The 26,275-nt window shown below is 44.5% G+C and carries 29 protein-coding genes; 17 read left to right on the top strand and 12 right to left on the bottom strand.

The features are described from left to right. Nucleotides 1–217 precede the first annotated feature (217 nt). Nucleotides 218–1,144, bottom strand: coding sequence for a patatin-like phospholipase family protein (locus Q7V21_RS04720; RefSeq protein ID WP_069295274.1), 927 nt, complete (start codon nucleotides 1,142–1,144; stop codon nucleotides 218–220). A gap of 112 nt (nucleotides 1,145–1,256) precedes the next feature. Between Q7V21_RS04720 and Q7V21_RS04715 the strand changes: the two genes are divergently transcribed. After that, complete coding sequence (locus Q7V21_RS04715; protein WP_136553116.1) at nucleotides 1,257–1,469, top strand: hypothetical protein; 213 nt, start codon at nucleotides 1,257–1,259, stop codon at nucleotides 1,467–1,469. A 2-nt stretch (nucleotides 1,470–1,471) separates the two neighbouring features. On the opposite strand, the gene Q7V21_RS04710 is transcribed toward Q7V21_RS04715, so the two are convergent. Beyond that, nucleotides 1,472–2,848: a ribonuclease J gene (locus Q7V21_RS04710; RefSeq protein ID WP_069295275.1), complete on the bottom strand. Its 1,377-nt coding sequence runs from the start codon at nucleotides 2,846–2,848 to the stop codon at nucleotides 1,472–1,474. Between the two features lie 32 nt (nucleotides 2,849–2,880). Beyond that, nucleotides 2,881–4,584: a YbaL family putative K(+) efflux transporter gene (ybaL, locus tag Q7V21_RS04705; RefSeq protein ID WP_304916174.1), complete on the bottom strand. Its 1,704-nt coding sequence runs from the start codon at nucleotides 4,582–4,584 to the stop codon at nucleotides 2,881–2,883. 267 nt (nucleotides 4,585–4,851) lie between these two features. Here ybaL and Q7V21_RS04700 point away from each other — a divergent pair, with 267 nt between their 5' ends. The 3 genes from Q7V21_RS04700 to Q7V21_RS04690 are packed head-to-tail and all read left to right on the top strand — an operon-like array spanning nucleotide 4,852 to nucleotide 8,130. Continuing rightward, nucleotides 4,852–5,145, top strand: a complete 294-nt coding sequence (locus Q7V21_RS04700) for an OadG family protein (RefSeq protein WP_304916173.1) — start codon at nucleotides 4,852–4,854, stop codon at nucleotides 5,143–5,145. Between the two features lie 43 nt (nucleotides 5,146–5,188). After that, nucleotides 5,189–6,985 (top strand): sodium-extruding oxaloacetate decarboxylase subunit alpha, encoded by a 1,797-nt coding sequence (gene oadA / locus Q7V21_RS04695; RefSeq protein WP_304916172.1) that lies wholly within the window; start codon nucleotides 5,189–5,191, stop codon nucleotides 6,983–6,985. An 11-nt stretch (nucleotides 6,986–6,996) separates the two neighbouring features. Continuing rightward, a complete protein-coding gene (locus tag Q7V21_RS04690) occupies nucleotides 6,997–8,130 on the top strand; it encodes a sodium ion-translocating decarboxylase subunit beta (RefSeq protein ID WP_304916171.1) in 1,134 nt (377 codons plus the stop codon). Between the two features lie 27 nt (nucleotides 8,131–8,157). On the opposite strand, the gene Q7V21_RS04685 is transcribed toward Q7V21_RS04690, so the two are convergent. Beyond that, nucleotides 8,158–8,487 (bottom strand): hypothetical protein, encoded by a 330-nt coding sequence (locus Q7V21_RS04685; protein ID WP_304916170.1) that lies wholly within the window; start codon nucleotides 8,485–8,487, stop codon nucleotides 8,158–8,160. A gap of 110 nt (nucleotides 8,488–8,597) precedes the next feature. On the opposite strand from Q7V21_RS04685, the gene Q7V21_RS04680 reads away from it, so the two are divergent. From Q7V21_RS04680 to Q7V21_RS04660, 5 genes are read left to right on the top strand one after another with little or no spacing between them, the layout of a single operon-like run. After that, entirely contained in the window at nucleotides 8,598–8,819 is a 222-nt protein-coding gene (locus tag Q7V21_RS04680; protein ID WP_370654044.1) for an RNA-binding S4 domain-containing protein, read from the top strand. Nucleotides 8,820–8,877: 58 nt separating this feature from the next. Continuing rightward, entirely contained in the window at nucleotides 8,878–9,201 is a 324-nt protein-coding gene (locus tag Q7V21_RS04675) for a metalloregulator ArsR/SmtB family transcription factor (protein WP_304916169.1), read from the top strand. Nucleotides 9,202–9,237: 36 nt separating this feature from the next. Next, on the top strand, nucleotides 9,238–9,723 hold the full coding sequence (locus tag Q7V21_RS04670; RefSeq protein ID WP_304916168.1) for an arsenate reductase ArsC: 486 nt from the start codon (nucleotides 9,238–9,240) through the stop codon (nucleotides 9,721–9,723). Beyond that, nucleotides 9,723–10,757, top strand: coding sequence for an ACR3 family arsenite efflux transporter (gene arsB / locus Q7V21_RS04665; RefSeq protein ID WP_304916167.1), 1,035 nt, complete (start codon nucleotides 9,723–9,725; stop codon nucleotides 10,755–10,757). Before Q7V21_RS04670 ends, arsB begins: the two co-directional genes overlap by 1 nt. Next, complete coding sequence (locus Q7V21_RS04660; protein WP_304916166.1) at nucleotides 10,754–11,755, top strand: ArsJ-associated glyceraldehyde-3-phosphate dehydrogenase; 1,002 nt, start codon at nucleotides 10,754–10,756, stop codon at nucleotides 11,753–11,755. Before arsB ends, Q7V21_RS04660 begins: the two co-directional genes overlap by 4 nt. Before the next feature lies 1 nt (nucleotide 11,756). On the opposite strand, the gene alkB is transcribed toward Q7V21_RS04660, so the two are convergent. Together alkB and Q7V21_RS04650 are read right to left on the bottom strand one after the other, a co-directional pair. Beyond that, entirely contained in the window at nucleotides 11,757–12,407 is a 651-nt protein-coding gene (alkB, locus tag Q7V21_RS04655) for a DNA oxidative demethylase AlkB (RefSeq protein ID WP_304916165.1), read from the bottom strand. Beyond that, nucleotides 12,404–12,967: a methylated-DNA--[protein]-cysteine S-methyltransferase gene (locus Q7V21_RS04650; protein ID WP_304916164.1), complete on the bottom strand. Its 564-nt coding sequence runs from the start codon at nucleotides 12,965–12,967 to the stop codon at nucleotides 12,404–12,406. The genes alkB and Q7V21_RS04650 overlap by 4 nt, the downstream gene beginning before the upstream one ends. 140 nt (nucleotides 12,968–13,107) lie before the next feature. Between Q7V21_RS04650 and Q7V21_RS04645 the strand changes: the two genes are divergently transcribed. The 3 genes from Q7V21_RS04645 to Q7V21_RS04635 all read left to right on the top strand — a co-directional run bounded on the left by Q7V21_RS04645 (nucleotide 13,108) and on the right by Q7V21_RS04635 (nucleotide 16,656). Beyond that, nucleotides 13,108–13,518 carry a hypothetical protein gene (locus tag Q7V21_RS04645; RefSeq protein WP_304916163.1) on the top strand — a complete coding sequence of 137 codons (411 nt, stop codon included), beginning with the start codon at nucleotides 13,108–13,110 and terminating at the stop codon, nucleotides 13,516–13,518. A 175-nt stretch (nucleotides 13,519–13,693) separates the two neighbouring features. Further along, the gene (locus Q7V21_RS04640) at nucleotides 13,694–14,791 is read left to right on the top strand and encodes an alkene reductase (RefSeq protein WP_304916162.1); all 1,098 of its coding nucleotides are present in this window, start codon (nucleotides 13,694–13,696) and stop codon (nucleotides 14,789–14,791) included. 158 nt (nucleotides 14,792–14,949) lie between these two features. Further along, nucleotides 14,950–16,656 (top strand): potassium/proton antiporter, encoded by a 1,707-nt coding sequence (locus Q7V21_RS04635; protein ID WP_304916161.1) that lies wholly within the window; start codon nucleotides 14,950–14,952, stop codon nucleotides 16,654–16,656. Here the strand turns inward: Q7V21_RS04635 and Q7V21_RS04630 are convergent, their stop codons facing one another. Together Q7V21_RS04630 and Q7V21_RS04625 are read right to left on the bottom strand one after the other, a co-directional pair. Then, nucleotides 16,657–17,301: a MarC family protein gene (locus Q7V21_RS04630; protein WP_304916160.1), complete on the bottom strand. Its 645-nt coding sequence runs from the start codon at nucleotides 17,299–17,301 to the stop codon at nucleotides 16,657–16,659. Nucleotides 17,302–17,370: 69 nt separating this feature from the next. Then, on the bottom strand, nucleotides 17,371–18,171 hold the full coding sequence (locus tag Q7V21_RS04625) for a polysaccharide deacetylase family protein (protein WP_304916159.1): 801 nt from the start codon (nucleotides 18,169–18,171) through the stop codon (nucleotides 17,371–17,373). A 105-nt stretch (nucleotides 18,172–18,276) separates the two neighbouring features. Here Q7V21_RS04625 and Q7V21_RS04620 point away from each other — a divergent pair, with 105 nt between their 5' ends. Both Q7V21_RS04620 and Q7V21_RS04615 read left to right on the top strand, forming a co-directional pair. Next, entirely contained in the window at nucleotides 18,277–19,857 is a 1,581-nt protein-coding gene (locus tag Q7V21_RS04620) for a cell wall metabolism sensor histidine kinase WalK (protein WP_304916158.1), read from the top strand. 5 nt (nucleotides 19,858–19,862) lie between these two features. Further along, a complete protein-coding gene (locus tag Q7V21_RS04615) occupies nucleotides 19,863–20,537 on the top strand; it encodes a response regulator transcription factor (RefSeq protein WP_304916157.1) in 675 nt (224 codons plus the stop codon). A 39-nt stretch (nucleotides 20,538–20,576) separates the two neighbouring features. Here Q7V21_RS04615 and Q7V21_RS04610 read toward each other — a convergent pair whose 3' ends face one another. Next, nucleotides 20,577–21,035, bottom strand: a complete 459-nt coding sequence (locus Q7V21_RS04610; protein ID WP_304916156.1) for an SgcJ/EcaC family oxidoreductase — start codon at nucleotides 21,033–21,035, stop codon at nucleotides 20,577–20,579. 190 nt (nucleotides 21,036–21,225) lie between these two features. On the opposite strand from Q7V21_RS04610, the gene Q7V21_RS04605 reads away from it, so the two are divergent. After that, nucleotides 21,226–22,572 (top strand): OprO/OprP family phosphate-selective porin, encoded by a 1,347-nt coding sequence (locus Q7V21_RS04605; RefSeq protein ID WP_304916155.1) that lies wholly within the window; start codon nucleotides 21,226–21,228, stop codon nucleotides 22,570–22,572. A gap of 61 nt (nucleotides 22,573–22,633) precedes the next feature. Here Q7V21_RS04605 and Q7V21_RS04600 read toward each other — a convergent pair whose 3' ends face one another. Genes Q7V21_RS04600 through Q7V21_RS04590 form a run of 3 tightly spaced genes read right to left on the bottom strand, consistent with a single transcriptional unit; the run spans nucleotide 22,634 to nucleotide 24,472 of the window. Further along, nucleotides 22,634–23,479, bottom strand: coding sequence for a pirin family protein (locus Q7V21_RS04600; RefSeq protein ID WP_304916154.1), 846 nt, complete (start codon nucleotides 23,477–23,479; stop codon nucleotides 22,634–22,636). Nucleotides 23,480–23,489: 10 nt separating this feature from the next. Further along, a complete protein-coding gene (locus tag Q7V21_RS04595; RefSeq protein ID WP_304916153.1) occupies nucleotides 23,490–24,074 on the bottom strand; it encodes an FMN-dependent NADH-azoreductase in 585 nt (194 codons plus the stop codon). Then, nucleotides 24,074–24,472, bottom strand: coding sequence for a DoxX family protein (locus tag Q7V21_RS04590; RefSeq protein ID WP_304916152.1), 399 nt, complete (start codon nucleotides 24,470–24,472; stop codon nucleotides 24,074–24,076). Before Q7V21_RS04590 ends, Q7V21_RS04595 begins: the two co-directional genes overlap by 1 nt. 117 nt (nucleotides 24,473–24,589) lie before the next feature. Here Q7V21_RS04590 and Q7V21_RS04585 point away from each other — a divergent pair, with 117 nt between their 5' ends. Both Q7V21_RS04585 and Q7V21_RS04580 read left to right on the top strand, forming a co-directional pair. Next, a complete protein-coding gene (locus Q7V21_RS04585) occupies nucleotides 24,590–25,495 on the top strand; it encodes a LysR family transcriptional regulator (protein WP_304916151.1) in 906 nt (301 codons plus the stop codon). A gap of 79 nt (nucleotides 25,496–25,574) precedes the next feature. Continuing rightward, on the top strand, nucleotides 25,575–26,231 hold the full coding sequence (locus Q7V21_RS04580) for a pyridoxamine 5'-phosphate oxidase family protein (RefSeq protein ID WP_304916150.1): 657 nt from the start codon (nucleotides 25,575–25,577) through the stop codon (nucleotides 26,229–26,231). Nucleotides 26,232–26,275 lie beyond the last annotated feature (44 nt).

Here is a 26,275-nt window from a genome sequence, read left to right as displayed (position 1 = left end):
AGCCAGAACCAGAGCTTACTGATACCCACGTTTCCATTTTTCATGCGTTATTTGCCTATATCTCTGTAGATGTGCGTTATTTTTGTTTATTGTTTTGCTCAGACTGACAGCTTATGTAATTGCTGTCAGTAGATTTCTACTCAAATTTAGCTTCACGACATGACAGTTGCAAATGTAGGTTGGTTCTTTATCGCCGCTAAAATTCTATGTAAATGAATCAGCCTTTCATGTTGCGAAGCACATAGTGAATTTCTGCCAGGTTTCTCTCTACGCTTTGTGTGCCCGCCTCTATTGCTTCAGCTGCACGGAAAAACTCCAATAAACCTATCTGTGATAAACGTGGCTGCAATACGACATCTGGCGGATCTCCGGCCATGCGGCTGCGGGTAATTCTATCCTGAGTTATATTGACCGATGCAGCGATTGCCGCAAACATATCGGGCACATCTTCTTTAACTGTTTTATCTTCAGCAAAAAAATTCCCAGCGTAGTTAGTAATAAATTCACTGATACGATTGCCAAGCAAGCTGGAGCTTTGATCGTTTTTAGCTATGGGAGGATTCTGATGTAAGTGTTTGCCTAAAATATCGCCATTTAAATTGACCGCAATCACAATATCCGCACCTAATGCACGACAGACTGAAACTGGTACAGGATTGACCAGCCCGCCATCAATTAACCAGCGATTATGATGTTTTATCGCCGGAAACAGCCCTGGCAGAGAGATAGATGACCAGACAGCTTCCAGCAATTTTCCTTCAGTATTCCAAACCTCCTGACCTGAATGAAGATCTGTTGCCACACTGGCATAGCGCTGAGCTAACGATTCAATTAATAATGTTTCTTCTGCAACATACAGATTTAAAAACTCATGCAGTTTATCTTTGTTGACCACGCCATTGAATGGAAAGCCAATTTTAAAAAAACGAGCCGTTTCAAGTTTGGTCAGTTTAAGTAATCGCTGTTGCAATTCCGGTAATTTATGACTGACATAAGCTGCGCCGACTAAGGCCCCGATAGATGTCCCTACCACCACATCGGGCTTAATTCCAGCGTTTACCAGTGAATTTATCACGCCTATATGTGCCCAGCCACGCGCAGCACCACTACCCAAAGCCAAACCAATTTTTAGGGAATCTTTCATTTATTTTCTATATCCGTAAAGTTAATATCAACGTTAACTTAATGAAAGAATTAAAGTTATAAACAAATTAGCCGATATGTTTTGTGAGCTCGTGTAAAGCTAGGTCGACACAATGGATATATCACGAATTTATCATAACAATTTTTTGATCACATACAGCACTCAACCAGTCAATCCTGGACAACCGACTGCGGATAAAACCCAGCCGTCTATTCAGGAAGAACGGCGGCAACGTCGTGAACGTCGTAAACGTAAACAAAAAACGTTGATTGAAAGACGGGTTTCTTCAGAACGTCGTGGCCCCGCATTTGATGCGAAAGCCTGACTTCACAATTTTTTCAGCAGCTTTCGATCAAACAAACCCCACCTTCCGGTTTTAACTGCTCCACGGCGAATACCGTTTACCGGGGCAATATAAAATAAATCACCGTTCTGTCCCAGTAACTGCTGTCTGACACCACTCGCCTTGGCAATTTTGGCATTCGCTTTCATATGCATCAATTCACCATGAACCGGGATAGCGCATTGTGGTTGTACCCATTGATACATGGTTTTCAGCTCTTCACTGGCGGGATGTCCCGAGGCGTGTATCGGTAAAGCACTGTTATCAATATCAATCACGTCTACTTGCATGGCTTTAAGCCGTTCTATCAATGTGCTTATTGCTAATTCATTACCGGGAATGACTTTAGAACTGAAAATAACGGTATCACCAGGCGATAATTGCAAATCACGAAAACTGTTCTGGCTCAGGCGATTTAATGCCGTACGAGGCTCGCCCTGGCTGCCGGTTGCTACCAATAGAACAGTGTGTGCTGGCAGGTAACCCAAGTGTGCTGAATCTACAGATGTTTTCACACTGGTCCACAAACCTACATTTTTGGCAGCCGATACTGTATTGATTAACGAGCGGCCGAGTAAACCTAAGTGTCGGCCGGTTTCTTCAGCAATTCTTGCCAAAGTATGCAAACGAGCAATATTACTGCCAAAACAGGCGACCACTACTCTGCCCTTGGCATGTTCAACATGAAATTTCAGGCCTTTGTATAGATTGGCTTCTGATTCGGACCAGCCCTGAACATTGGCATTGGTGGAGTCACAAACCATCGCATCAACCTGATATTCAGCCAGCTTTTGAAACGCGCTGGCATCGTAGGTCTTACCAACCACTGGGGCTTTATCAAGCTTCCAGTCTGCGGTATGAAATACCTTAGCAACCGGCGTGCTGATTAATAATGCATAAGGTTCTGGAATAGAATGTGTCAGGCGTAGCCATTCAACATGAAATACGCCGATCTGTCGTTTGGCATCCGCTTCGACGATGATTACCGGTACTTTGTCAGCAATACCCTGCTCGACTAATTTACGGCGTAGCATTTCGGCGGTAAATGCGGTGGTATACACCGGACAGCGGAAATATTCCCAAAGATAGGGCACGGCGCCAATATGATCTTCGTGAGCGTGAGTAATGATAAGACCATCTAACTGTTGACGACGGTCAATCAGAAATTGCGGATCGGCCATCTGAATCGGTGGGTTTTGGCTATTAATCGGTTCACCAAACTCATCGACTTCCGCTTGAAAAGTAACCCCACAATCAACAATTAACCAGCGCCCGTTATGTCCATATACATTCAGGTTCATACCGATTTCACCGCAGCCTCCCAGCGGTAGGAACCAAAAATCATCTTTTCCAGGTGTCATCCAGACCTCTTAATTCAGGCTCCAGTTAGGAGTCAGTGTTCATTATTTTTCGGAGAAAAACGTGTTGTAATGTGACTGGTAATACTTTTCGCCAGTTCATCTTCACTGAAAAAAACTTTACCAATACCATCTTTAGTCAGCAATTGTGCTTCGGCTGCGTTGTAGGTTCGCAATACAATTTCGATACCCGGATTTAATTTGCGCGCGGTATCAGCCATTTGTCTTACATCAACCGGATCAGGTGTCGCAATAACCAGCATGGCAGCATTTGCAATATGTGCCTGAATTAATACTGCGGGTTCGGCTGCATTACCGGCAACAGCGGCTATACCTTGTTTACGTAATGCTTTGACCTGTTCGCGGTTTTGTTCTGCAACCACAAATGGAATATCCCGAGCCTTCAGTGCTTCTGCAACCCGACTGCCAACCCGACCAAATCCGACCAGTACCACTTGTCCTTTAAGAAATTTACTCTCCGTAGACATCGGCAATTCCGCAAATGGCTCCTGTCGACGTTCGAGCCTGCGGGCCAGAAATGAACGCATCAATATCCATTTACGCAGTGGATTCACCACCGAGAATAACAATGGATTCAATGCTATCGAAATAATAGCCCCGGCCAAAACCAGGTTCATTCCCTCTTGAGGTAATAACCCAAGAGTCAGTCCTAAACCGGCAAGAATAAAAGAGAACTCACCAATTTGTGCCAGACTGGCTGCCACCGTTAATGCTGTATTTAGCGGATAACGAAACGCCAAGGTTATCGCCATTGCTGCCATGGATTTACCGATGATGATAATACCGACCACAGCCAAAACATGCAGTGGTTCATCAATCAGAATCGTCGGGTCAAACAACATACCGACAGCCACGAAAAACAACACCGAGAATGCATCACGTAATGGTAATGACTCCTGCGCTGCCCGATGACTGAATTCCGACTCACGCATCATCATGCCAGCAAAAAAAGCGCCTAAGGCAAACGACACGCTGAATAGTAAAGCCGCACCGTAAGCGATGCTGATGGCGGCGGTGATAGTTGCCAAAGTAAATAATTCACGAGAGCCGGTTCCTGCTACCTGCCAAAGGATCCATGGAAAAAGTCGACGACCGACAATTAACATCACCGCGACAAATGCTGTGACCTGTAACAGTATTTGACTGATCGTTTGCCACAGTGGCGCATCTGAAACGCCTGTTTCGCTGGAGCCTAAAATCCCTGCCAATGCCGGAAGTAATACCAACATTAAAACTGTGGCTAAGTCTTCGACAATCAGCCAACCAACCGCAATACGCCCGTTTATTGTTTCCAGTAAGCCTTGGGACTCCAGAGCTTTTAACAACACCACCGTACTGGCACAGGATAATGACAGCCCCAGCACCAATCCCTCACCAAAGGTCCATCCCCAACTCATGGCAAGCATGGTGCCAAGTAAAGTGGCAATAGACATTTGCACAATGGCACCCGGAAGTGCAATACGCTTAACGGCCATCAAGTCCTTGAGCGAGAAATGCAAACCCACGCCGAACATCAACAACATCACACCAATTTCTGATAATTGAATGGCGATATCGACATCAGCATGAAAACCGGGGGTGCTGGGACCGATAATAATACCGGCCAGCAAATACCCCACCAAAGCCGGGATATTAATTTTTTCAGCAATAAAGCCCAACACCAGTGCCAGAGCAAAGCCGGCAGCAATTGTGCTGATAAGGGGGACGTGGTGCTCCATAAGTCTCAGCCTTTTTCCATAAATACACTGATTAAACTCTGTACACCCACTGCGGTTTACAGGCCATCCTTTTACAGTGTTTTACCGCTCAAATTCTTAAAACACAAGCTGTTTTCAATATGGCTTTTGCCCTGTTACTCTGGGTCAAATGAGGCCTTATGCGTAAAGGAAATATGTGAGTTAAATCAACAATGCTATACTACGCGGCTGTTTACAGTTGAATACGTTTCAAGCTTTTAACGACCCAAATCAATTAGAGGCAAACTGATGGAAGACACCACCCTTATGTCAGAAGGATTCACGCTCATGCTGACCGGCATGGGTTTTGTATTTGTATTTCTGACCGTGTTAGTTCTTGTGACCACACTGATGTCGTGGATAATTACCCGCTACGAAAAGAGTGTCGGCGTCCTCCCCGCTGATGGCATACCAGCTCCAACTGCCGTACTCGGTCAACCTACTACCAATAACAAAAACTCATCTCAACCCTCCCAAGATCACGCACTACTCACGGTTTTATCCAGCGCCGTACATAAATACCGAAATAAAAAAAACAAGTGACGCCAAGTCACCATACAACTAAGTTTAATCACAAGGCCAGAATATGACCGAAGCAAAAAAAACTCTTGGCATCACCGATGTTGTTCTCCGTGATGCTCATCAATCATTATTTGCGACACGACTGCGTTTAGATGACATGCTGCCGATTGCCGACAAACTAGATCAAGTCGGCTTCTGGTCAGTTGAAAGCTGGGGCGGCGCAACGTTTGACGCCTGTATTCGTTATCTTGGTGAAGATCCCTGGCACCGTATTCGCAGCTTGAAAGCGGCTATGCCGAATACACCCCAACAAATGCTGCTGCGTGGCCAGAATTTGCTCGGTTATCGTCATTATGCTGATGATGTGGTACGTAAGTTTGTGGAAAGAGCCTGTATTAATGGCGTTGATGTATTCCGCGTCTTTGATGCGATGAATGATCCACGCAATCTCGAAGTCGCCATTAAAGCCGTGTTAGAAAATGATAAACACGCACAAGGCACCATGGCCTATACCATCAGCCCGGTTCATGATTTACAGATGTGGCTAGACATGGCAAAACGCATCGAAGATATGGGCGCACATTCTTTATGTATCAAAGATATGGCTGGTTTGCTTAAGCCTTACAAAGCTTATGAACTTGTTAAAAGTCTTAAGCAAACCATTGATATCCCAATACATATGCAATCTCATGCTACGACTGGCTTGTCGACAGCAACCATTATGAAATGCGTTGAAGCCGGTATAGATAATGTAGATACCGCAATCTCTTCCATGTCGATGACCTATGGCCATTCTGCGACTGAATCGGTGGTTTCCATCTTTGAAGATACTGATCGCGACACCGGTTTAAATATCGAATTACTCGAAGAAATTGCCGCTTATTTTCGCGAAATTCGGAAAAAATATGCCAAGTTTGAGGGCAGCTTACGTGGAGTTGATTCACGAATCCTTGTGGCACAGGTTCCAGGCGGTATGCTGACCAATATGGAAAGCCAGTTGCGTGAACAAAATGCACTGGATCGTATGGATGAAGTGCTGCATGAAATTCCGCGGGTGCGTGAAGATCTCGGCTTTATTCCATTGGTGACCCCGACTTCGCAAATTGTTGGTACTCAGGCTGTCATCAACGTGTTGACCGGCGAGCGCTATAAATCCATCACAGAAGAAACGCAAGGTATCTTACGTGGAGAGTATGGTTCAGCACCTGCCCCATTTAATACTGAGCTGCAAAAACGCGTTTTGAATGGTGAAGAAGCCATCACTTGCAGACCAGCCGATCTGCTCGAAGATGAAATGGATAAACTGACCGCTGAGTTGGTTTCACTGGCAGATCAAGATGACTTCAAACTGGAAGAAGGTGAAAGACAGATTGATGATGTATTGACCTTTGCCCTGTTTAACCAGACAGCCATTAAATTCCTTAAAAATCGTGGCAACCCGGACGCTTTTGAGCCGTTGCCAACAGCTGAAGCAACTCACGCATCAACTGCTCCAGCTAAAGCAGCTGGCGCACCTGAAACGTACACCATCACCGTTAATGGCCAACAGTATGTAGTTGAAGTCAACGAAGGTGGTGATATCAGTCAGATCGACAGCTCACAAGCACCTCAAATGGTTCAAGCCGCTCCCCAACCTGCAGCCAATGAAGGTGCAGTGGTCAAAGCACCATTATCCGGCAATATATGGAAAATCATGGTAGCTCAAGGTCAAGCCGTGAATGAAGGTGATGTGATACTCATCCTTGAAGCGATGAAAATGGAAACACAGATCGTGGCAGAACATGCCGGTACTGTGACTGCTATCAATGTAAAACCTGGTGATACCGTCAAAGTTGGCGACGCACTGGTTTCAATCGCTTAAGGGTTAGTCGAATGGATAAGTTATTGCATCTATGGGAAGCCACTGGTTTTTATCAAATGCAGCTGGGTCAGGCTGTGATGATCCTGATCGGTATGTTGTTGCTCTATCTGGCTATCAAGAAAAATTTTGAACCGTTACTTTTGGTACCCATCGGCTTTGGTGGGGTATTGGCCAATATTCCAGGAGCTGGATTAGCAGAAGCTGGTGGTATTTTAGATTTGTTTTATACCGTTGGTATCGCCAGTGGTGCTTTCCCATTGATAATCTTCATGGGTGTAGGTGCAATGACAGACTTCGGTCCGTTATTGGCTAATCCAAAAACCCTGTTTCTGGGTGCAGCAGCACAGTTTGGTATTTTTGCGACACTGATGGGTGCGGTTTTACTCTCGACCTTCGGTATTTTTGATTTTAGCCTCGCTGATGCTGCAGCTATAGGTATCATTGGCGGGGCTGATGGTCCGACGTCAATATATGTTGCCAGTAAGCTTGCTCCGGAATTATTGGGTGCGATTGCTGTTGCATCGTATTCCTACATGGCCCTGGTGCCGTTAATCCAACCTCCTATCATGCGTGCGCTGACCAACGAAAAAGAACGCAAGATCCGTATGCATCAGCAAAGACATGTTTCACAACGTGAAAAAATTGTCTTCCCGTTGGTATTGCTGATTCTGGTTGCCCTGTTCCTGCCTGATGCGGCTCCGTTACTGGGAATGTTCTGTTTTGGTAATTTGATGAAAGAATGTGCGGTGGTGGATCGTCTGAGCAACACTACGCAGAACTCATTAATTAACACTGTTACGATTTTCCTTGGCTTAGCTGTTGGTTCACGATTAAGTGCCGATAGCTTTTTGAATCACATGACTCTGGGTATTTTGGTATTAGGTATGGTGGCCTTTTCGATTGGTACCGCATCAGGTGTCATTATGGCGAAAATCCTGAACAAATTGACCAAGGAGCCGATTAATCCATTGATTGGTTCCGCAGGTGTCTCCGCTGTGCCGATGGCAGCGCGGGTTTCAAATAAACTGGGATTGGAAGCGGATAAACATAACTTCCTGTTAATGCACGCTATGGGGCCGAATGTGGCCGGTGTTATTGGCTCGGCAGTTGCAGCAGGTATTCTGATTAATTACGTTGCCAGCTGATGTTTTTGCTCCCTGAAACTGTCGGTTTCAGGGAGCAATTTGTTTACCTTTCACCATTCTGACTCCCGCAATCTGATTACCAAAGCCTCTTATCTCACAGGCATAACCGCTAAAAGAAGCGTGAGACTCAACCAGTCCCAACCATTTTTCACCCGGAGCTTGAGCGCCACTCATTCTGCTAAAGCCGAGTCCGGCATCCTTCAGGTTTGATACGGTATCGTTATAGGACATACCGGGTTTGATTTGCTGGCAGGCAGATTTAATCTTATCGGTTTCCCACACATAATAGAGCGGGTATAACATTACCAGCACAATTGAAAATTGCAGCAGCTTTACAAGGGTCTGTTGATATTTCATGGCTAAGTTTCCTTCCATCAAGCCATTTTCGAGTGAGTTGATTGTAGAGCTATTCATATTGCTAAAACGTGACCCATAGATTGTTTTTCACTAAATAACAGGATCCCTAAATGTCCAAAGAAATCACTACCGTGCATATCACAAAAAGCCCGGTCGAATTGTTCAAAATTCTCAAATTTGAAGGCATCGCCAACAGTGGCGCCGAAGCGAAAAGTATCATTGCTGAGGGTCAGGTTAAGGTCAATGGCGTAGTAGAAACACGCAAGCGTAAACAAATGGTTGCCGGTGATATTTTTCAAATTGGTGAAGATAGCTGGCAATTAGTAGATTGACATAAAGCAGTTTTCATATATGATTTTTCATATATATGAATTTCCGAATATACTGGTTATGGATTTACTGAATTTTTATAAATGTCTGGCTGACGAAACACGTCTGCGTCTGGTATTGCTAATCGTTGACCAAAACGAACTATGTGTCTGTGAACTGATATCGGCTTTACAGATAAGTCAGCCAAAAATATCACGTCATCTGGCCTTACTCAGACAAAACGGTCTGTTGCTGGATCGACGCCAGGGCCAATGGGTTTATTACCGGCTCAATCCTGAACTGCCCGTATGGGCGACACAATCCATTGATGCAGCCCATCAAAGTAAGCCAAATTTTTTTAGAGATGACTTAGCGAAGTTACAGCGCTTGGGTAATTGCTGCTAAAAATTTTAAATCGAAATATATGGATAAACATATGTTATGACCACCACACCTCTCAAACTGTTATTTCTTTGCACTCATAACGCCTGTCGCAGTATTTTGGCTGAAGCCATTTGCCGACAGTTAGCCGGTGATAACTACATTGTTGCCAGTGCAGGTAGTCAGCCAGCCGGAAAAGTGTTTCCACAAACATTAATCAAGCTAACTGAACATGGTTACAACATTGATGATTTGTCCAGCAAATCCTGTGAAGCGTTGAGTGACTATCATCCTGATATTGTGATCACTGTCTGCGATCAGGCTGCTGGTGAGAGCTGCCCTGTTTGGTTCGGCAAAGCCGTCAAAGGACATTGGAGTTTGTCCGATGCTTCCAAAATTGCCGATCCAATCGAGCGAGATCAATGTTTTGATGGCTTAATTCAACTGCTTGAATCGCGCTGTGCTGCTTTGTTGGCATTACCGTTGGCAGAACTGGACATCGCTGAACTTAGTGCTGAATTAAAACGTATTGGAGCCATGAACTGATGGGCATATTTGAACGTTATTTATCTGTTTGGGTTGGACTGAGCATTCTGGTTGGCATGTTTTTCGGCAATCTGTTTCCGGACATATTCAATCTGATTGCCGATCTTGAATTTGCTCATGTGAATCTGCTGATTGCGATCTTTATCTGGTTAATGATTTATCCGATGATGGTGCAGGTGGATTTCACAGCCATTAAAGATGTCGGCAAACGTCCCCAAGGCATCTGGTTAACGCTGGTCATTAACTGGCTGATCAAACCATTCACTATGGCCGCATTAGGCTGGTTATTTTTTAAAGTATTTTTTGCCGGCTGGGTCGATCCACAATCGGCTGATGAATATATTGCCGGCATGATTTTACTCGGTGTGGCACCTTGTACGGCAATGGTGTTTGTCTGGAGCCAACTGGTCAAAGGCGATGCCAATTACACCTTGGTTCAAGTGTCACTCAATGACATCATCATGATTTTTGCTTTTGCGCCGATAGCAGCATTTTTACTTGGTATTACCGACTTAACGGTACCTTGGGAAACCTTGCTGATCTCAGTGGTGTTATATGTATTATTACCACTAATAGCAGGCTTTTTTACACGCCAACATATTATCAAATCCAAAGGTTTACCAGCCCTTAACAGTTTTTTAAGTCATATCAAACCCTGGTCAATTATGGGGTTACTGGCAACGGTCATTTTACTGTTTGGTTTTCAGGCTGAAACCATTCTGCAACAACCTTTTATTATCGTGCTGATTGCTATCCCTCTGTTAATTCAAACTTATGGGATTTTTGCTTTGGGATACCTTGCAGCTGTCAGAATGCGTCTGCAGCATGATGTTGCTGCACCAGCATGTTTAATCGGTACCTCAAACTTTTTTGAAATGGCCGTTGCGGTTGCCATTTCATTATTTGGACTGCATTCAGGTGCTGCGCTGGCGACGGTAGTTGGTGTATTGGTGGAAGTGCCAGTGATGCTGACATTAGTTTATTTCGCCAACCGTACGCGGCATTGGTTTCCTAATAAAGAGAATTTATCATGACAATCAAAGTAGGTATCAACGGTTTTGGCCGGATTGGACGTTTGTGTTTACGGGCTGCATGGGACTGGCCGGAAATTGAGTTTGTACAATTAAATGATCCCGCAGGTGATGCCGAAACCCACGCGCATCTATTAAATTTTGATTCGGTGCATGGCCGCTGGGCTCACCACGCTGAAGCCAATGGCAATACCATTACGGTTGGCGATAAAACTCTTGTGATAACAGCGAATAAAGTCATCGATGACACCGACTGGTCAGCTTGTGATGTGGTGATAGAAGCATCCGGCAAAATGCGTGATAGCGCAGTGTTGCAGGCCTACCTGGATCAAGGTGTAAAACGCGTGGTAGTGACGGCACCGGTCAAACAGGCTGGTATTTTAAACGTGGTGATGGGTGTGAACGATGACTTATATGATGCCGATACGCATCAAATTGTGACTGCCGCCTCCTGTACTACTAACTGCCTGGCTCCTGTGGTTAAAGTTATTCATCAAGCTCTGGGCATCAAACACGGCATGATTACCACGATTCATGATTTGACTAACACTCAGTCAATTATGGATACGCCACATAAGGATCTTCGCCGTGCTCGTATGTCAGGTACGAATTTGATACCGACAACAACTGGCAGTGCCACCGCCATTACCGAGATTTTTCCTGAACTCAAAGGCCGTTTAAATGGCCACGCAGTACGTGTGCCGTTAGCCAATGCTTCATTAACTGATTGTGTGTTTGAAGTTGAGCGGGCAACCTCGGTTGAGGAAGTTAATGCATTATTAAAAGCGGCAGCAGAAAATGAATTAACCGGTATTTTGGGCTTTGAAGAAAAGCCATTGGTTTCCAGTGATTATCGTGGCGATCCGCGTTCCAGCATTATTGATGCGCTGTCGACCATGGTGACTAATGAAACACAGGTGAAAATTTATGCCTGGTATGACAATGAATGGGGTTACAGCATGCGCACCATGGAACTGGTTCGTAAAGTTGGCTTAAGCTGAGTTATCTGGCCCGTCGAAAGGTCAGGTTATAACGATATGGCCCGGTCAAGGGATGTTGGCCGGGCTTTAACGTTAATACACCATGGTAATAACGTCGTGCCGCCCTGCCCCAGACAATTACATCACCGTGATGTAATGGAATTCGCTGAACAGGATCATTTCTTTTTGGACCGCCAAACTGAAACACGATAGGCAAACCCAGTGAAACCGACACTATTGGCTGAGAAAAATCTTTTTCATCCCTATCCTGATGCAAGCCCATTTTAGCTCCCACCTCATAACGATTGATCAAACAGACATCGGCATTTAAAGCTTCAAAGCCAGCCAGGGCTGCTGCATTTTTGGCAAGCTTTTCAAAACTTGCTGGCATTGCTGGCCAGGCGTTTTGAGTTTGCGGATCTATTTCACTGTAACGATAACCCTGCCTGTCACTATGCCATCCCACATCACCACAATTTGTGATCGCAGCCGACATAGAGAAACCGCCCGGTGTCAGCATCTTGCGAAAAGGCGACTGTGCTGAAATAACTTCAAGCGTTTTGAGTAATTGAGGTGCAGCTTCCAAAGCAAAGCTTCTTAACAGAAACACATCCGGCAGGATCTGTTCACATTGAGGTGGATTTGCATCAGCAAATAAATCCGCTGTGTTCATTTTGTCAGAGTCATGCTCTCACGACGCAGCAGGGCTTTTTTAATCTCAACACCCCAGCGATATCCGGAAAGCGAACCATCCTTGCGAATCACCCGATGGCACGGAATGATAACAGCGATATTATTCGCTCCACAGGCACTGGCAATGGCTCTCACTGCACCAGGATTTTGCAGTTTCTCAGCAATATCGCTATAGCAAACCGTTGTCCCAGTGGGGATATCACGCAAGGCTTGCCAGACTTGTTGTTGGAATGCCGTGCCGCGTTGATCCAGCTTAAAATCAATGTTTTTCTGCGGATTGTGAATCTTTTCAATTACCTTAGAAAGGGTATTCTTGACCCCATTTCCACCATCCATACATTTTGCATCCGAAAATTGATGCTGCAGACTTGCCATCATCTCTTTGGGAGATTTACCCAAATACACAGCACAAATTCCACTGGCAGACTCTGCAACAAGCACGTGTCCTGCATGGCTGATACCAATAGCAAAATAGATGCTTTCTGTTGTTGGAGCAACGACTCTCAATTCACTGGTCACCATTGACTGTCCTCTGTTCACGTTGCGTTCACCTTACAATTGCTAATTTACATTCTACATCGCATTTGCTTGTCAGTTTAACTGTAGGGAATTTGCCGATGCACACTGTTTAAAATTGGATTAAGCTGTGATTAACATGGGAATTATTCCTGGACACAACTATGAAACTAAAATTAATTTTGCTGCTTTTTTGTACACCGCTATTAGCAAATGCGGGGGCTATTTCCCAACTTGGTACTGGCGATCCGCTAAAGCTGGTTTATCAGGAAATGCTTTACCAATACCAGGTAGGGCTGGAATTGCATCAACAATACGACTTCAAGCAGCCGATTGATGTGATGCAGTGCAAAAATCAACATGGATATATTCAAACACGTGCTCGATCTATGGTGGGCACTGCCAATCAGGTAGAAGAAGAAATCCGCAGTGAAGTGATTGATGCGGCATGGTTCGCATTAAATTGCTCACGATGCGGTAGCCCGGCGGATAGTTGCGATGCCGTGCCGGAAAAACTGGAATTCATCAAATCCCAGCTCGAAGCCAAACAAAAAGCCAAATCTGAGCAGCAATAATTTTATGTCGATCTCGGTGCTCTATATTTTGTGATTTCACAAATCGACTGTCGTTAAATTTTGCTTTTAAAACAGGTTATTAATAACGCTATCCACTTAAACTTGCCGCGTTTAATTGATGCATTTTCACTGTTTTAATGGCGCTACTTTTCTCTTCCATCCATAAAGGTCTTTGATGAATCAATCGCCAGATATTAATTTACTGTCACCTATCAAAATCGGTGATCTGACATTAAAAAACCGAATAGTAATGGCGCCATTAACCCGCAATAGAGCCGGCGAAGGCTTAGTCCCGACAGAAATGAATGCAACCTATTATCAGCAACGTGCTTCTGCCGGTTTAATCATCAGTGAAGGCTCACAAATTGCTGATGATGCCTTGGGTTATCCGATGACGCCCGGCATTCACTCAGAAGAACAAATTGTTGGATGGCGTAAAGTAACCGATGCAGTGCACAAAGAAGATGGTCTGATTTTTGTCCAGTTGTGGCATTGCGGCCGGGTTTCCCATAGCTCGATGTTGCCAAATGGTATGAAACCGCTCGCCCCCTCTGCGATTAAACCTGCAGGAGATGTAAATACCTACCAGGGCATGCAGCCATATGAAACACCACACACCATAGAAATCTCAGATATTCCGCGAATTATTGAACAATATCGTCACGCAGCATGTTGTGCTGTTGAGGCGGGTTTTGATGGTGTCGAAATTCATGCAGCTAATGGCTATCTGCTGGATCAATTTTTACGTGATGGTACTAACAAACGGGAAGACCAATATGGCGGCAGTCTTGAAAACCGTGCTCGTTTGATTATGGAAGTTACTGCTGCGGTCTGCGAAATTTGGGCTCCTAAAAAAGTTGGTATTCGCCTGTCACCATTACAGCCTTTTAATGACTTATATGATTCCAATCCTGAAGCGACTTTCAGCTATATGGTCAAATCACTTAATGAATTTGGTCTGGGTTATTTGCACATTACCGAGATGGGCGCAGAAGCCCCCGGAATAGCCGGCCCAGCATTTGATATCAGCATATTGCGTGATTTATGGGATGGTCTATATATGACGAATAGTGAATATAATCAGGATTCCGGAAATAAAGCGCTTCAACAAGGCAAAGTCGACCTGATTTCCTTTGGAAAATTATTTATTGCCAATCCGGATTTACCTGAACGGTTTGCTATAAATGCTGCACTTAACGAGCCGGATTCCAACAGTTTTTATGGTGGCGATGCAAAAGGTTATATTGATTATCCATTTCTCAAACAAGCATAAGTAACTTTTCGTTTGATAAAAAAACCGGCTTTTGCCGGTTTTTTTATGTCCCGTTTTTTAGTTTATAAAAAATGGAAAAAATATTCATTACCCCAATATAAGGTCCAGAAACGCTACGGGTATGCAATAATCATCCCTACAATTGTTCAGGGTTTAACATGGATTTTATCAATACTCTTTTTCTACTCGGTGGCCTGCTTATCACGCTAAGCATTCTTGGTAGCCGCCTCTCCTCAAAATTTGGCCTGCCATTATTAATCATCTTTCTAGCATTAGGCATGCTTGCTGGAGACGAGGGTATTTTAGGCATTGAGTTTAATGATTACTCCATGGCATTTCTGATAGGTCATCTCGCACTTGCTATGATTCTGCTCGATGGTGGTTTACGCACAAGGCTTAAAACCTTTCGGGTAGGCTTCAAACCGGCGATTTCTCTTGCGACATTAGGTGTGTTACTGACCAGTGGCAGTGTCGGTTTACTGTCCATGTGGGTGTTTGATCTGAGTTTATTTGAAGGATTATTGATCGGTGCCATCGTGGGTTCTACCGATGCGGCAGCAGTCTTTTCCATGCTCAGTGGTCGTGGTATTAACCTTAATGAGCGTGTTGGTGCCACGTTGGAGATCGAATCTGGTACCAACGACCCAATGGCTATTTTCCTGACCATTATGCTGGTAGAAATATTGGTTGGTGAAATCGGTACCCCACTCGAGACCATTTTGTTTTTTGTTCAGCAATTTGGCTTTGGTCTTATTATTGGCATTGGCGGCGGCTGGTTAATTGCCAGATTACTCAGCTGGCTGGATCTGGCACCTGGGCTCTATGCCCTGTTGGCACTGGCGCTTGGTTTTAGTGTATTTGGTCTTACCGGAGCGGTTGGCGGCAGTGGCTTTTTAGCGATTTATCTTTGTGGTTTGATGATTGGTAATCGGCCCGGACGGCATTTAAACTTTATTCTCCCGGTACACGATGGTCTGGCCTGGCTAAGCCAAATTGGTTTATTTTTAATCCTGGGATTGTTAGTGAATCCAAGTGAATTGCTGGAATACGCCCTGCCCGCTTTGGTGATTGCATTGGCATTGATTTTTGTTGCCAGACCACTTGCAGTATTACTGTCGGTCAAACCCTTTTTTCGCTTCCGCTGGCGCGAAGTCGGCTTTATCTCCTGGGTGGGATTACGCGGTGCAGTACCTATTGTATTGGCTATCTTTCCGGTGATTGGTGGTGTCGAGAATGCATCTTTATATTTCAACGTCGCCTTTGTGGTGGTATTACTGTCATTGTTAATTCAAGGCAGCACACTGTCGTTGATGGCACGATGGATGCGCGTTGAAATTCCGGTGGGTATCACACCAAACCATCGCGGTGCGTTGGGAATATTGCCGGAAAATGATTATGAGTTGTTTGTTTATCGTATTGAGAACGAACAATTGGATGGTCAACCGATTCGATTGATACGTTTCCCATCAGGTACGCTGATTTCAGCTTTGTTTCGTGATCATGTGATGTTGCATCCAAAGGGAAGTACAGAACTCAAGCTTAACGACACGATTTGTGTGATTAGTCGTAATGACGATCTGGATGCACTCAATCAGATCTTTAGCGGCCATTCCAAACTCAAGCAAAAAGAAGCGTTTTTCGGATCTTTCAATATTCGCGGTGATGCCTCACTGGAAGATGTCGCCAAGGCATATGGACTGGTTATCAGCTCTGCTCAACACGGCATGACTGTAGGTGATTTTATTGCTCGTCGAGTCGGTGGTCATCCCGTAGTGGGTGACGATGTGGACTGGCATGGCATTCACTGGGTGGTAAATGAAGTCGATGGCGACAAGATCGTTAAGGTCGGACTCCGATTATATTAATTACAAGGTAGCGTAAATTTCCAACACACCATTAATGACAAACTGTACCGCTATTACTGAGAGGATAATGCCGAAAATTCGAGTCACAATCTCCTTTCCGGTTTCGCCGAGATAACGTACCAGAAAATGTGAATACACCATGGCCAGATAACAGGATCCTGTCGTTAGAATAATCGCCAGAAATACCAGGATTAAATGTCCGGTTGATGGCGCTTCACTGGTTAAAATCATCACCGTCGCAATGGCACCCGGTCCGCTCATAAATGGGATAGCCAGCGGAATCACTGAAATATCTCTGGCAATCTTGCCGTCATTTCCGGGATCAGAAGCATTGCTGGTTTCACCTTCATCCAGCCCCTTACGGATCATGCTCATGGCAATACCAAATAAAATCAGGCCGCCGGCGATGCGAAAGGCTTCGATGGTAATGCCAAAGATTTTAAAAATCAGACCGCCGAGTAAGGCAAAGACAAAAAATACCGCTGTCGCAATCAGACTGGATCGTTTAGCTATGGCTTTACGTGTCGATTCCGTGGTGCGTGGCAGCAGTGATACAAACATAAACGCCGTAGTAAGTGGATTCACAATGACAAACAATGCGGCAATGGTGATGATCCAGTAATCGAATAACACAGATATATTCATCGTAAACCCATAAATATTAAAGGTGATATCCTCTCATAAATAATGATGCTAAACGACTGATCGCTTATTTCAATCGTGTTGTAGCAATTCAGATATGGTGACAAACCGGTAACCTTTTGCTTTGACAGCCTCAATAATCATCGGCAATGCTTGACGTGACGCTTCCCCGTTTTCATACATCACATGCAATAGGATGATTGAGCCGGGTTGAATATTCTCCAGCACATATTGCGTCATCGTATTTGGATCTTTTGGTAGTTTGGAGTTTTTTCTGGAATCAGGCCCGACACTCCACGAAATATTAAGACGGTTGGTACTGGCGAGATACCAAGGCAAAATCAGTAATTTTTTGGTGTATGGGGCACGAAAATGAATGTCTCCCTGATACCCCACGGCACGAATGGCTTCATCGGTTTTTTCAATTTCCTGACGAATAGTCGAAAGTGTTTTAAAAACCATTCGTGGATGAGTGTATGAATGGTTACCCAGTTCATGACCATGTTGAACGATACTTTTTGCCTGCTCTTTGAATCGATGGGTTTCCTGACCGACAACAAAAAACGTAGCTTTCACATCATACTCATTGAGGATTTTTAATACCTCATCGGTATATTGAATTGACGGTCCATCATCCAAGGTTAATGCAACCACTCTGTCATCGGTTGTCACTTGGCTGACAATTTTTCCAAACAACTGAAAGTCCCGCGAATTCATTACTTTAAAACCCAGAACTGCCATCACCATCAATGCGATTAAACTAAACGAAACAAAGGTTTTTATTTGCATAGCAGACCTTACTGTAGAACGGTACATGCCATATTGATAGACACCCCAGATAACCGTTTTGTTGGCACTTTCTGTATTGAACATTCACCACTATATAGTGATATTGCTGGCTTAAATTGAGGTACTGACGACTCTTCAGGTTAAACTAGGATCCCATAACAGATACATACTTTATCAGGAGTGAGCTTTTTGTTTCGTAATCGACTTTATCTGGCTTTTTTTCTGTTGCTGGTAATTACCCTGTTACAGGCCAGTCTTGCCGTGTGGGTATCAGGTGTAGCGAGTTACCATCTTGAACGGGGTCGCGTTGCCAATCAAATGCTCAATGAATTTATTGCATTGGGGGCTGATAAACAACGCTTGAAAGTCTGGCTGGCACAGGCGCTATTAACCAAAGAGTCTCCCATTGATCAACGGGATAATTATTTGCAGCAAATGTATGACCATCTGGCAAACATCAACACGCTGTTATTGCAGGATCAGAAACTCGCAAAATCACCCGAAGACTTCAATGCAATTAGTCAGCAGATGAAAACGCTGTCGATTCTCGAAACCAATGTCCAAGCGTTGCAGCGTAATCTGGAAGAGAAAGAAACCCAACCGCTGGCCGAAGCGGAATTATGGCGTTTATTGATTGAAACCTTTGATAACCTTGAAGGATTGGATTTAAAACATGTCATAGCCAATGCCATCAATCTGCAACGTGAACGATCCTCAACAGCTGAATATGCCGCCGCTGAAGCCCTAAAACATGTCAAATTTCTGGTAGTCGTCATGTTAATTTTCGGCAGTATCACTGCCATCGTATTGGCTCTTGTGTTATCGCGATCTTTATACCAACCCATCCAGCAGTTATTAAATGGAACCTCAGCGCTGGCCGAGGGTAATCTGAATTATCGGCTGCCTGAACAGGGTCATTCTGAATTCACCATGTTATCCCGGAGTTTTAACCAAATGGCTGCCGGTCTTGAACAAGCGATTAAAAAGGAAGAGAACCACTCCAAACTGGTTGAACAGGAAGTTGCCGAACGCACCAGACAATTACAGCATGCACTGGAACAGCTTCAGCACGCAGAACAGCAACAAAAACGTTTTCTGGCCGATGTCAGTCACGAACTGAGAACGCCTGCCACCGCGATTCGTGGTGAAGCTGAGATCTGTCTGCGCGGACAAGACAAAGAAGCCCAGATATACAAGGAAAGTCTGTTGCGTATTGTAGATACCGCCAATGATTTATCTAATCGAATTGATGATCTGTTAATGCTGGTGCGCGGTGAACAGCAATTACAGCTACGCTTAAAAACAGTAGATATAAATGACTTTTGGCTAAAATTAAAAAATGCAGCAGATACGCTATTGTCGGGCCATTCAAAAAAACTGCTGACACACTTCAATCCGGACAATTTCAGCAGTGAAGCCAAGCTTTATATCGATATAGACAAGTTGCAACAAGCGGTGTTGATTTTATTAGATAACGCGATTAAATATTCGCCAGCGGGATCAACGATAAAGCTGGAATGTAACCTTGATGAACATCTGACCATCCATATTCAGGATAGAGGTATTGGTATTGCTGAAACTGATCTTGCATTTATTTTTGATCGTTATTTTCGTGCTGAAAATGCCCGGCAAATGCGACCTGATGGATTGGGAATCGGTTTGAGTTTGTGTCGCTTTATCGTCGAAGCACATCATGGTTCAATTCATTTGGAAAGTGAACGGAATGTTGGCACATCAGCGACCATCGAACTACCGCTTATGGAAAGCTAACTGAGATGAATATTCTAATCGTTGAAGACGACCAAAAAGTTGCTGATTTTCTGTACCGGGGTCTCAAAGCAGAGGGTTATTTTGTTTCCGTGGTCCATGATGGAGATCATGTTTTGCATGCCGTGATGGAATACCAGCCACGGGTCATGATTTTAGATCGTATGCTGCCCAATAAAACCGGACTGGAAATTTGCCAGCTGATTCGGGCACAAAAATTACCGGTCAAAATTCTGATGCTATCGGCCATGGGTGAGGTAAACCATCGTATTGAAGGCTTGCGAAATGGTGCAGATGATTACCTCACCAAGCCATTTGCGTTTGAGGAGCTGCTGGCTCGCATTGAATCACTGGCGAATCGTGCAAACAGCGATATGCAATCACGTCTACTGCAATATGCCGATCTCGAAATGGATTTGGATACCATGCAGGTCAGATGTAAAGGTGTGAGCTTGGAGCTGACGGCTAAGGAATTCCGTCTATTGGAATTGTTAATGGCGTCACCGGAAAAGGTTTTCAGCCGAGAACGGATCCTGACCAATGTCTGGGATGCGAATGAAGATCCGCTTACCAACGTGGTGGATGTTTATATTAGAAGATTGCGCCGTAAAATTGATGAGCCGTTTGATACCAAATACATCAAAACCTTGCGAGGTGTGGGTTACTGCCTGGCACAAAATTAAGCCGGACAGATTTTCATCTGTCCGGCAATCTTGGTTAATTTATTCTGGCATTGCTGAAGAATGATGGTGACGAATCAACCATTCTCCATCAACATAATCATAGATATAACTATAACGGGCCTGAACCTGAGAATTGTCAGCAAAGCTAAAAGTGTAAATTCCGACATCCGAAGCCTGATTACAGCTGGTGGTAATCACTCGTTGGTTGATTTCCCCGACAGGTTTTTTAGTTAAAAAATCAACAAAATAAGCTTCAATACTCGCCGTATCGGTACGCATTTCATTTGAGACTGTTGGCAGCAACACCGCATTATTTTGATAATTAGCCGCTACTTGCGCCGGTTCTCCAGTCGCTAACGATGCATTCCAGCGCTCAAACAACTGCGCCACCTGCTCTTCTGTAGGTAACACACAGGATTTAGCAATCTCAGCCTGTGCGGTGCTCGTCATACCTAGTATTACCGATGCAATTAAAAACATGGATGGTTTGTTCAGCATTTCTTTCCTCAGTTTTCTGTTTTAGGGAGTTCCATCATATCGGGGCAGCATGAACCTAAACTTGAGAGAAAATGAACACAAACTGCACCGAACATTAACATCTGATGAACAGCTTTTCGCTTTCCTATACTGCCTCCGACACCCCACCACTTTTAATTTGGTAAATATTGGTAATAGACGAGGAAAGAAAATGAAAATTACTGCTAATTCATTCATGTTAGGCAGCCTGTTCAGCCTGCTGATGCAGCCGGTTCAAGCAGATACAATGGATGAATTACTTAAGCTACTTTTTGACCAAGGCACTTTGACTGAACAGCATTACCAGCAACTTCAAGCGTTACGACAACAAGAGGTCGGCTCACCAACTTCTGTAAAAGTCAGCGAACAACGTATTCAACTTGATGAACATGGATTACGGTTTAACTCCACAGATAGAGCGTTTAGCAGTCAAATTGGTGGGCGACTGCATACTGATTATGCCGCTATTGAGGATGATCGTAATTTGGCCGGTAACGGTTCCAGAATCCGTAATGCCCGACTTGGTATTCAAGGCAAGGTATTCACTGACTGGCTGTACAAAAGCGAATTTGATTTTGCCGGTAACACCGTCAATGCCACCGATCTGTTTATAGGCTATGACGGTTGGAGTAATCGTCGTCTGATTGTTGGTCGGCATAAAATGCCCAGTGGTCTTGAATTGTTAACCGGCATTGGCAACATCACATTTATGGAACGGAGTATTGCCAGCAATATGTTCAGTGTTAACCGTCAAAATGGCATCAGCATTAGTCACGCTGGCAATAACTGGTCATGGTCAGCGGCAAGTTGGCTTGATGGAGTCAGTGCCAATAATCGTGGTAAAAATGAAGATTATGGCTACGCCACACGAATAAGTTTTGCGCCGGTTTCAATAAATGAACAACACCTGCATTTAGGCAGTTCTTTTAGTCACCAGCAATACCACAAATCATCAGATGACCATCTTTCCCGCGATTATGCCGAACAGCTGCTTACTGCTTCGCCGGAAATCAGTCTGATCACCTCAGCCCCTGTTCAGTCGCGCTTTCAACAAGTTAAGCACAGCAACACCTATGGGCTTGAAGCCGCATATATACAAGGGCCATGGTCCATTCAATCGGAATACTTTCAACAGCAGCTAAAACATCAACCGCGGCAAAGCAGATTATCTGGCTGGTATCTGTTCGGCACATACAGCTTAACCGGCGAAAGTCGTGGATATGATAGTAATACCGGCCGCATCAATGGAATTAAGCCAACGTTGAACGCAACTGAAGGCGGTTACGGAGCCTGGGAATTGGCATTACGTTTTTCGGAAATTGATTTGGCCGGAAATAACGATGCCGTTATAAATCCTGCAGCAGGTGATCAAGGACAGATATGGACACTGGGATTAAACTGGTATGCCAATCAGAATATTCGACTGATGGCCAATTACAATCATGCACAAATCAAAAAAACCGGACAGTCGGACTTTGACATTCAGGCTGTTCAACTGCGAGGCCAAATTGCGTTTTGATGATTATAAAAAAGCCTCCAAAGATTAAGCTTTGGAGGCGAAGGTCCGTTGGTCTTTGGGATTAAGCAACAAATTGACCGCTGCGATAATCAGCAAAGGCCTGTTCCAGCTCGGCACGGGTGTTCATCACAAAGGGACCCGCCCGCTCAACCGGTTCGTTAATTGGTTTTCCGGCTACAACAATAAAAGTACTGTCCTGCTCTGCTTCAACTTTTACTGAATCGCCTTCTTTTAATACCGCCAGTTGTGAGGCACCGATGGAAGTCGGTTTTTCACCAATACTGACGCGACCTGCTGCCACATAAATAAACGCGTTATGCGTTGCAGGTATATTGTCTTCAAACACACTGCCGGCAGGCGCATCAATTACAAAATACACCGGCTCGACAAAGCTGTTATCAATTACGCCTTTGGTGCCATTGATGGTTTCACCAGCAACAACTTTCACCGTTAAACCGTCTTCACGGGTTTCAATCGCGATCTCACTGGCCGCTTTTTCCTGATAACGCGGTGCCATCATTTTCTGTTCAGCGGGCAGATTAACCCATAACTGGAAACCTGCTAACAAACCAGCCTCCTGCTCAGGTTTTTCTGAGTGAATAATACCGCGTCCTGCAGTCATCCACTGCACGCCCCCCGTTTCAATAACCCCGGCATTACCAGCGCTGTCTTCATGGCGCATCTTGCCAGCTAACATATAGGTTACCGTCTCAAAACCACGATGTGGATGCGGTGGGAAACCGGCAATATAGTCTTCCGGTTTATCACTGCCAAACGCATCAAATAATAAAAACGGATCCAGCATATCGATTTCATGTGAGGCAATTAAGCGTCTTAAGGTAACCCCTGCCCCATCCGAGGTCATCTGACCCCGGATCCATTTTTTCACTTCACGTTGTTGTGCCATGATGGCCTCCTTACGCCGCGATCAATGCAGCCAATTTATCGCTGCTGTCCGGCTGTTCAAAATATTGGTTGGCATTGACCAGTGTGACATCGGTAATACCAATAAACTGCATGAAAAATTTCAAATAATTGCTGGCAAAATCCACTTCACTTTCCAGTGGTACGCCACCCGAAGCCATTACCAGATAAACCTTTTTATTTTCCAGTAATCCGACTGGACCATTTTCCGTATAACGAAAGGTTTCACGGGCTCTGGCGACCATATCTATCCAGGCTTTCAATGCTGCCGGTATGCCAAAGTTATAAATAGGCACAGCCATCACAATCACATCTGCCGCTTTGACTTCGTTAATCAACTGGTCTGACAATGCCAGAACATTTTTTTGTGACTCACTGCGATCTGCCGGGTCAGTAAAGTTGGCATTGATCCAGTTTTCATCAATAAACGGTAAGCCGGTTGCCACATCACGTTGTTGCAGTGTAATCGAATTCTGACCAGCTAAAATCTCTGTCAATTGTGTTGAAACCGCCCGGGTTAATGAACCGTCATAACGGCTGCTGGCATTAATATGTAATACGTTTAATTGTGTCATCATTAAATTCCTCTGTTACGTGCAGCAAAAGCCGCATCAATAGAAAAGCGTTTCGCACCTTGACTCACCAATACTAAAAAACCACCGGCAATAGCGATGTTTTTCATAAACAAAATGCTTTGCATCTGATCGGCAAAATCAAGATGGAAAAACAAGGCTGATAAAATGGAAAAGCCTGCCAGTAAGAAAGCCACTATGCGAGTCTGAAATCCAACAATAATGGCGATTGCACCAAGGATTTCGGTGGCAATCACCAACGGTAATAATGCTGATGAGATGCCCATCGCACTCATATATTGAGCAGTGCCTTCATAACCAGCACCAAGCTTGCTCAAACCTGCCGTGAGAAACAGCACGGAAAGAAAAATTCGTCCTGCCAGATCGCTAATATTGCTAAACATGTTGTTAATTCCTTTATTAAGTAAGTACGGTGCCATTTTATAGTTCTTGAAATTTTGATAAAGAATGCTATAAAGAAATTATTGTTTACAAAATAAGAACAATAAAGGAATCGCTCAGTGAACCAAATCGAAGATATGCAAACCTTTAAACGGATTGTGGAAGCTGGCAGTATCAGTCTTGCTGCTGAACAACTGGATACAGCCAAGTCAGCAGTAAGCCGTCGGCTGAAGGATTTGGAAAAGCGGTTGAATGTTACCTTGCTGCAACGCACAACCCGACGACAGACACTCACTGAAGCCGGGCATCGTTATTATCAACATTGTTTAAGGCTGCTGGATGATATCGCAGAAGCTGAAGCACAGATCTCTGATATTGAGGCAGAACTCAGTGGCAAATTGCGGATTTCTGCTCCTGTATCATTCGGTCTGATGCATTTGGGACCCGCTTTACAGGAGTTTCAGCTAATCCACCCATTAATTGAAATGTCGATTGATTTTAATGATCGATTGGTGGACCTGATTGCAGATGGCTTTGATTTAGCAATACGAATATCCAGGCTTGAAGATTCGACGTTGATTGCCAAAAAACTGTCTTCTACCCGTCTTGTGGTATGTGCCAGTCCCGAATACCTGGCCTATCATGGTACTCCCGTCATCCCAACCGATCTCACCAACAATCACACGGTTCTGCATTATCGGAATACCTCTGAAAGCTGGCAGTTTCAGCAGGATGGCGGTCCGATAAGCTTACATTTGCAAGGGAAACTTTCGGCCAATAATGGCAATTTTCTCTGTGATGCAGCTATTGCCGGGCAAGGCATCATTTACTCCCCAGATTTTATCTGTTATCAGGCAGTACAGTCGGGTCAGCTACAGGTTATCCTGCGTGACTATATGCATGAAAATGAACTCGGCATTTTTGCGGTTTATCCACAAACCCGTTACCTACCCAGACGCAGTCAGATCCTCATTGCTTATTTGCAGAATTATTTCGCCCGCAACGCTCCCTGGCTGGATTGCTGAACCAATTGACAGCCTGCATAGACAATGCTCAACTGTTCCCCATAAAAATAAGCCTTACTAATACAGAGAGAGAAAACTGATGACTGAAATCTATGGCGCGCAACATCGCCAGTTGCAACAAGAGTTCAATAAAGAAAAACTCGCCGATCGGGTTGGTGAAGCCATTATTACTGACTACATAACTGACCAGCATCGTGACTTTATCGCCAGCCGCGATTTCTTTTTTCTATCAACGGTAGATCATAGAGGTTTTCCAACCTGCTCCTACAAAGGTGGCGATCTTGGCTTTGTGAAAATTCTTGATGACAAAACGCTGGCTTTTCCAAGTTTGGATGGTAATGGCATGTATCTGTCGATGGGTAATATTGATGCCAATAAAAAAATCGGCATGTTATTTATCGACTTTGAAACCCCGCATCGTGTCCGTGTTCACGGCACTGCTGAATTAAGTCGAGAGCCAGAAGATTTAGCCTTATTTCATGAAGCAGAACTGGTAGTCAAAGTGACCATTGAAGATATGTTTCAGAATTGCCCGCGCTATATTCATCGTTATAAACGTGTCAGCGAATCACGTTATGTACCTAAAGCCGAATGTGAGACACCGTTGCCAGTCTGGAAACGTCTGGATGCGCTGCAGGATGTGATTGATGATAAAGAAAAAGCTAAAGTGGCCTTGGAAGGCGGCATTATCACCATGGAAGAATATGAAGTTTTACTGCTTCGAGGTGAAGCATAATTCATTAAATTTCAGTGGTTTGCGCACCACTATGTCTCATACCT

The organism is Methylophaga sp. (genome assembly GCF_030651745.1).
This window is presented reverse-complemented; position numbering and strand designations above follow the sequence as displayed.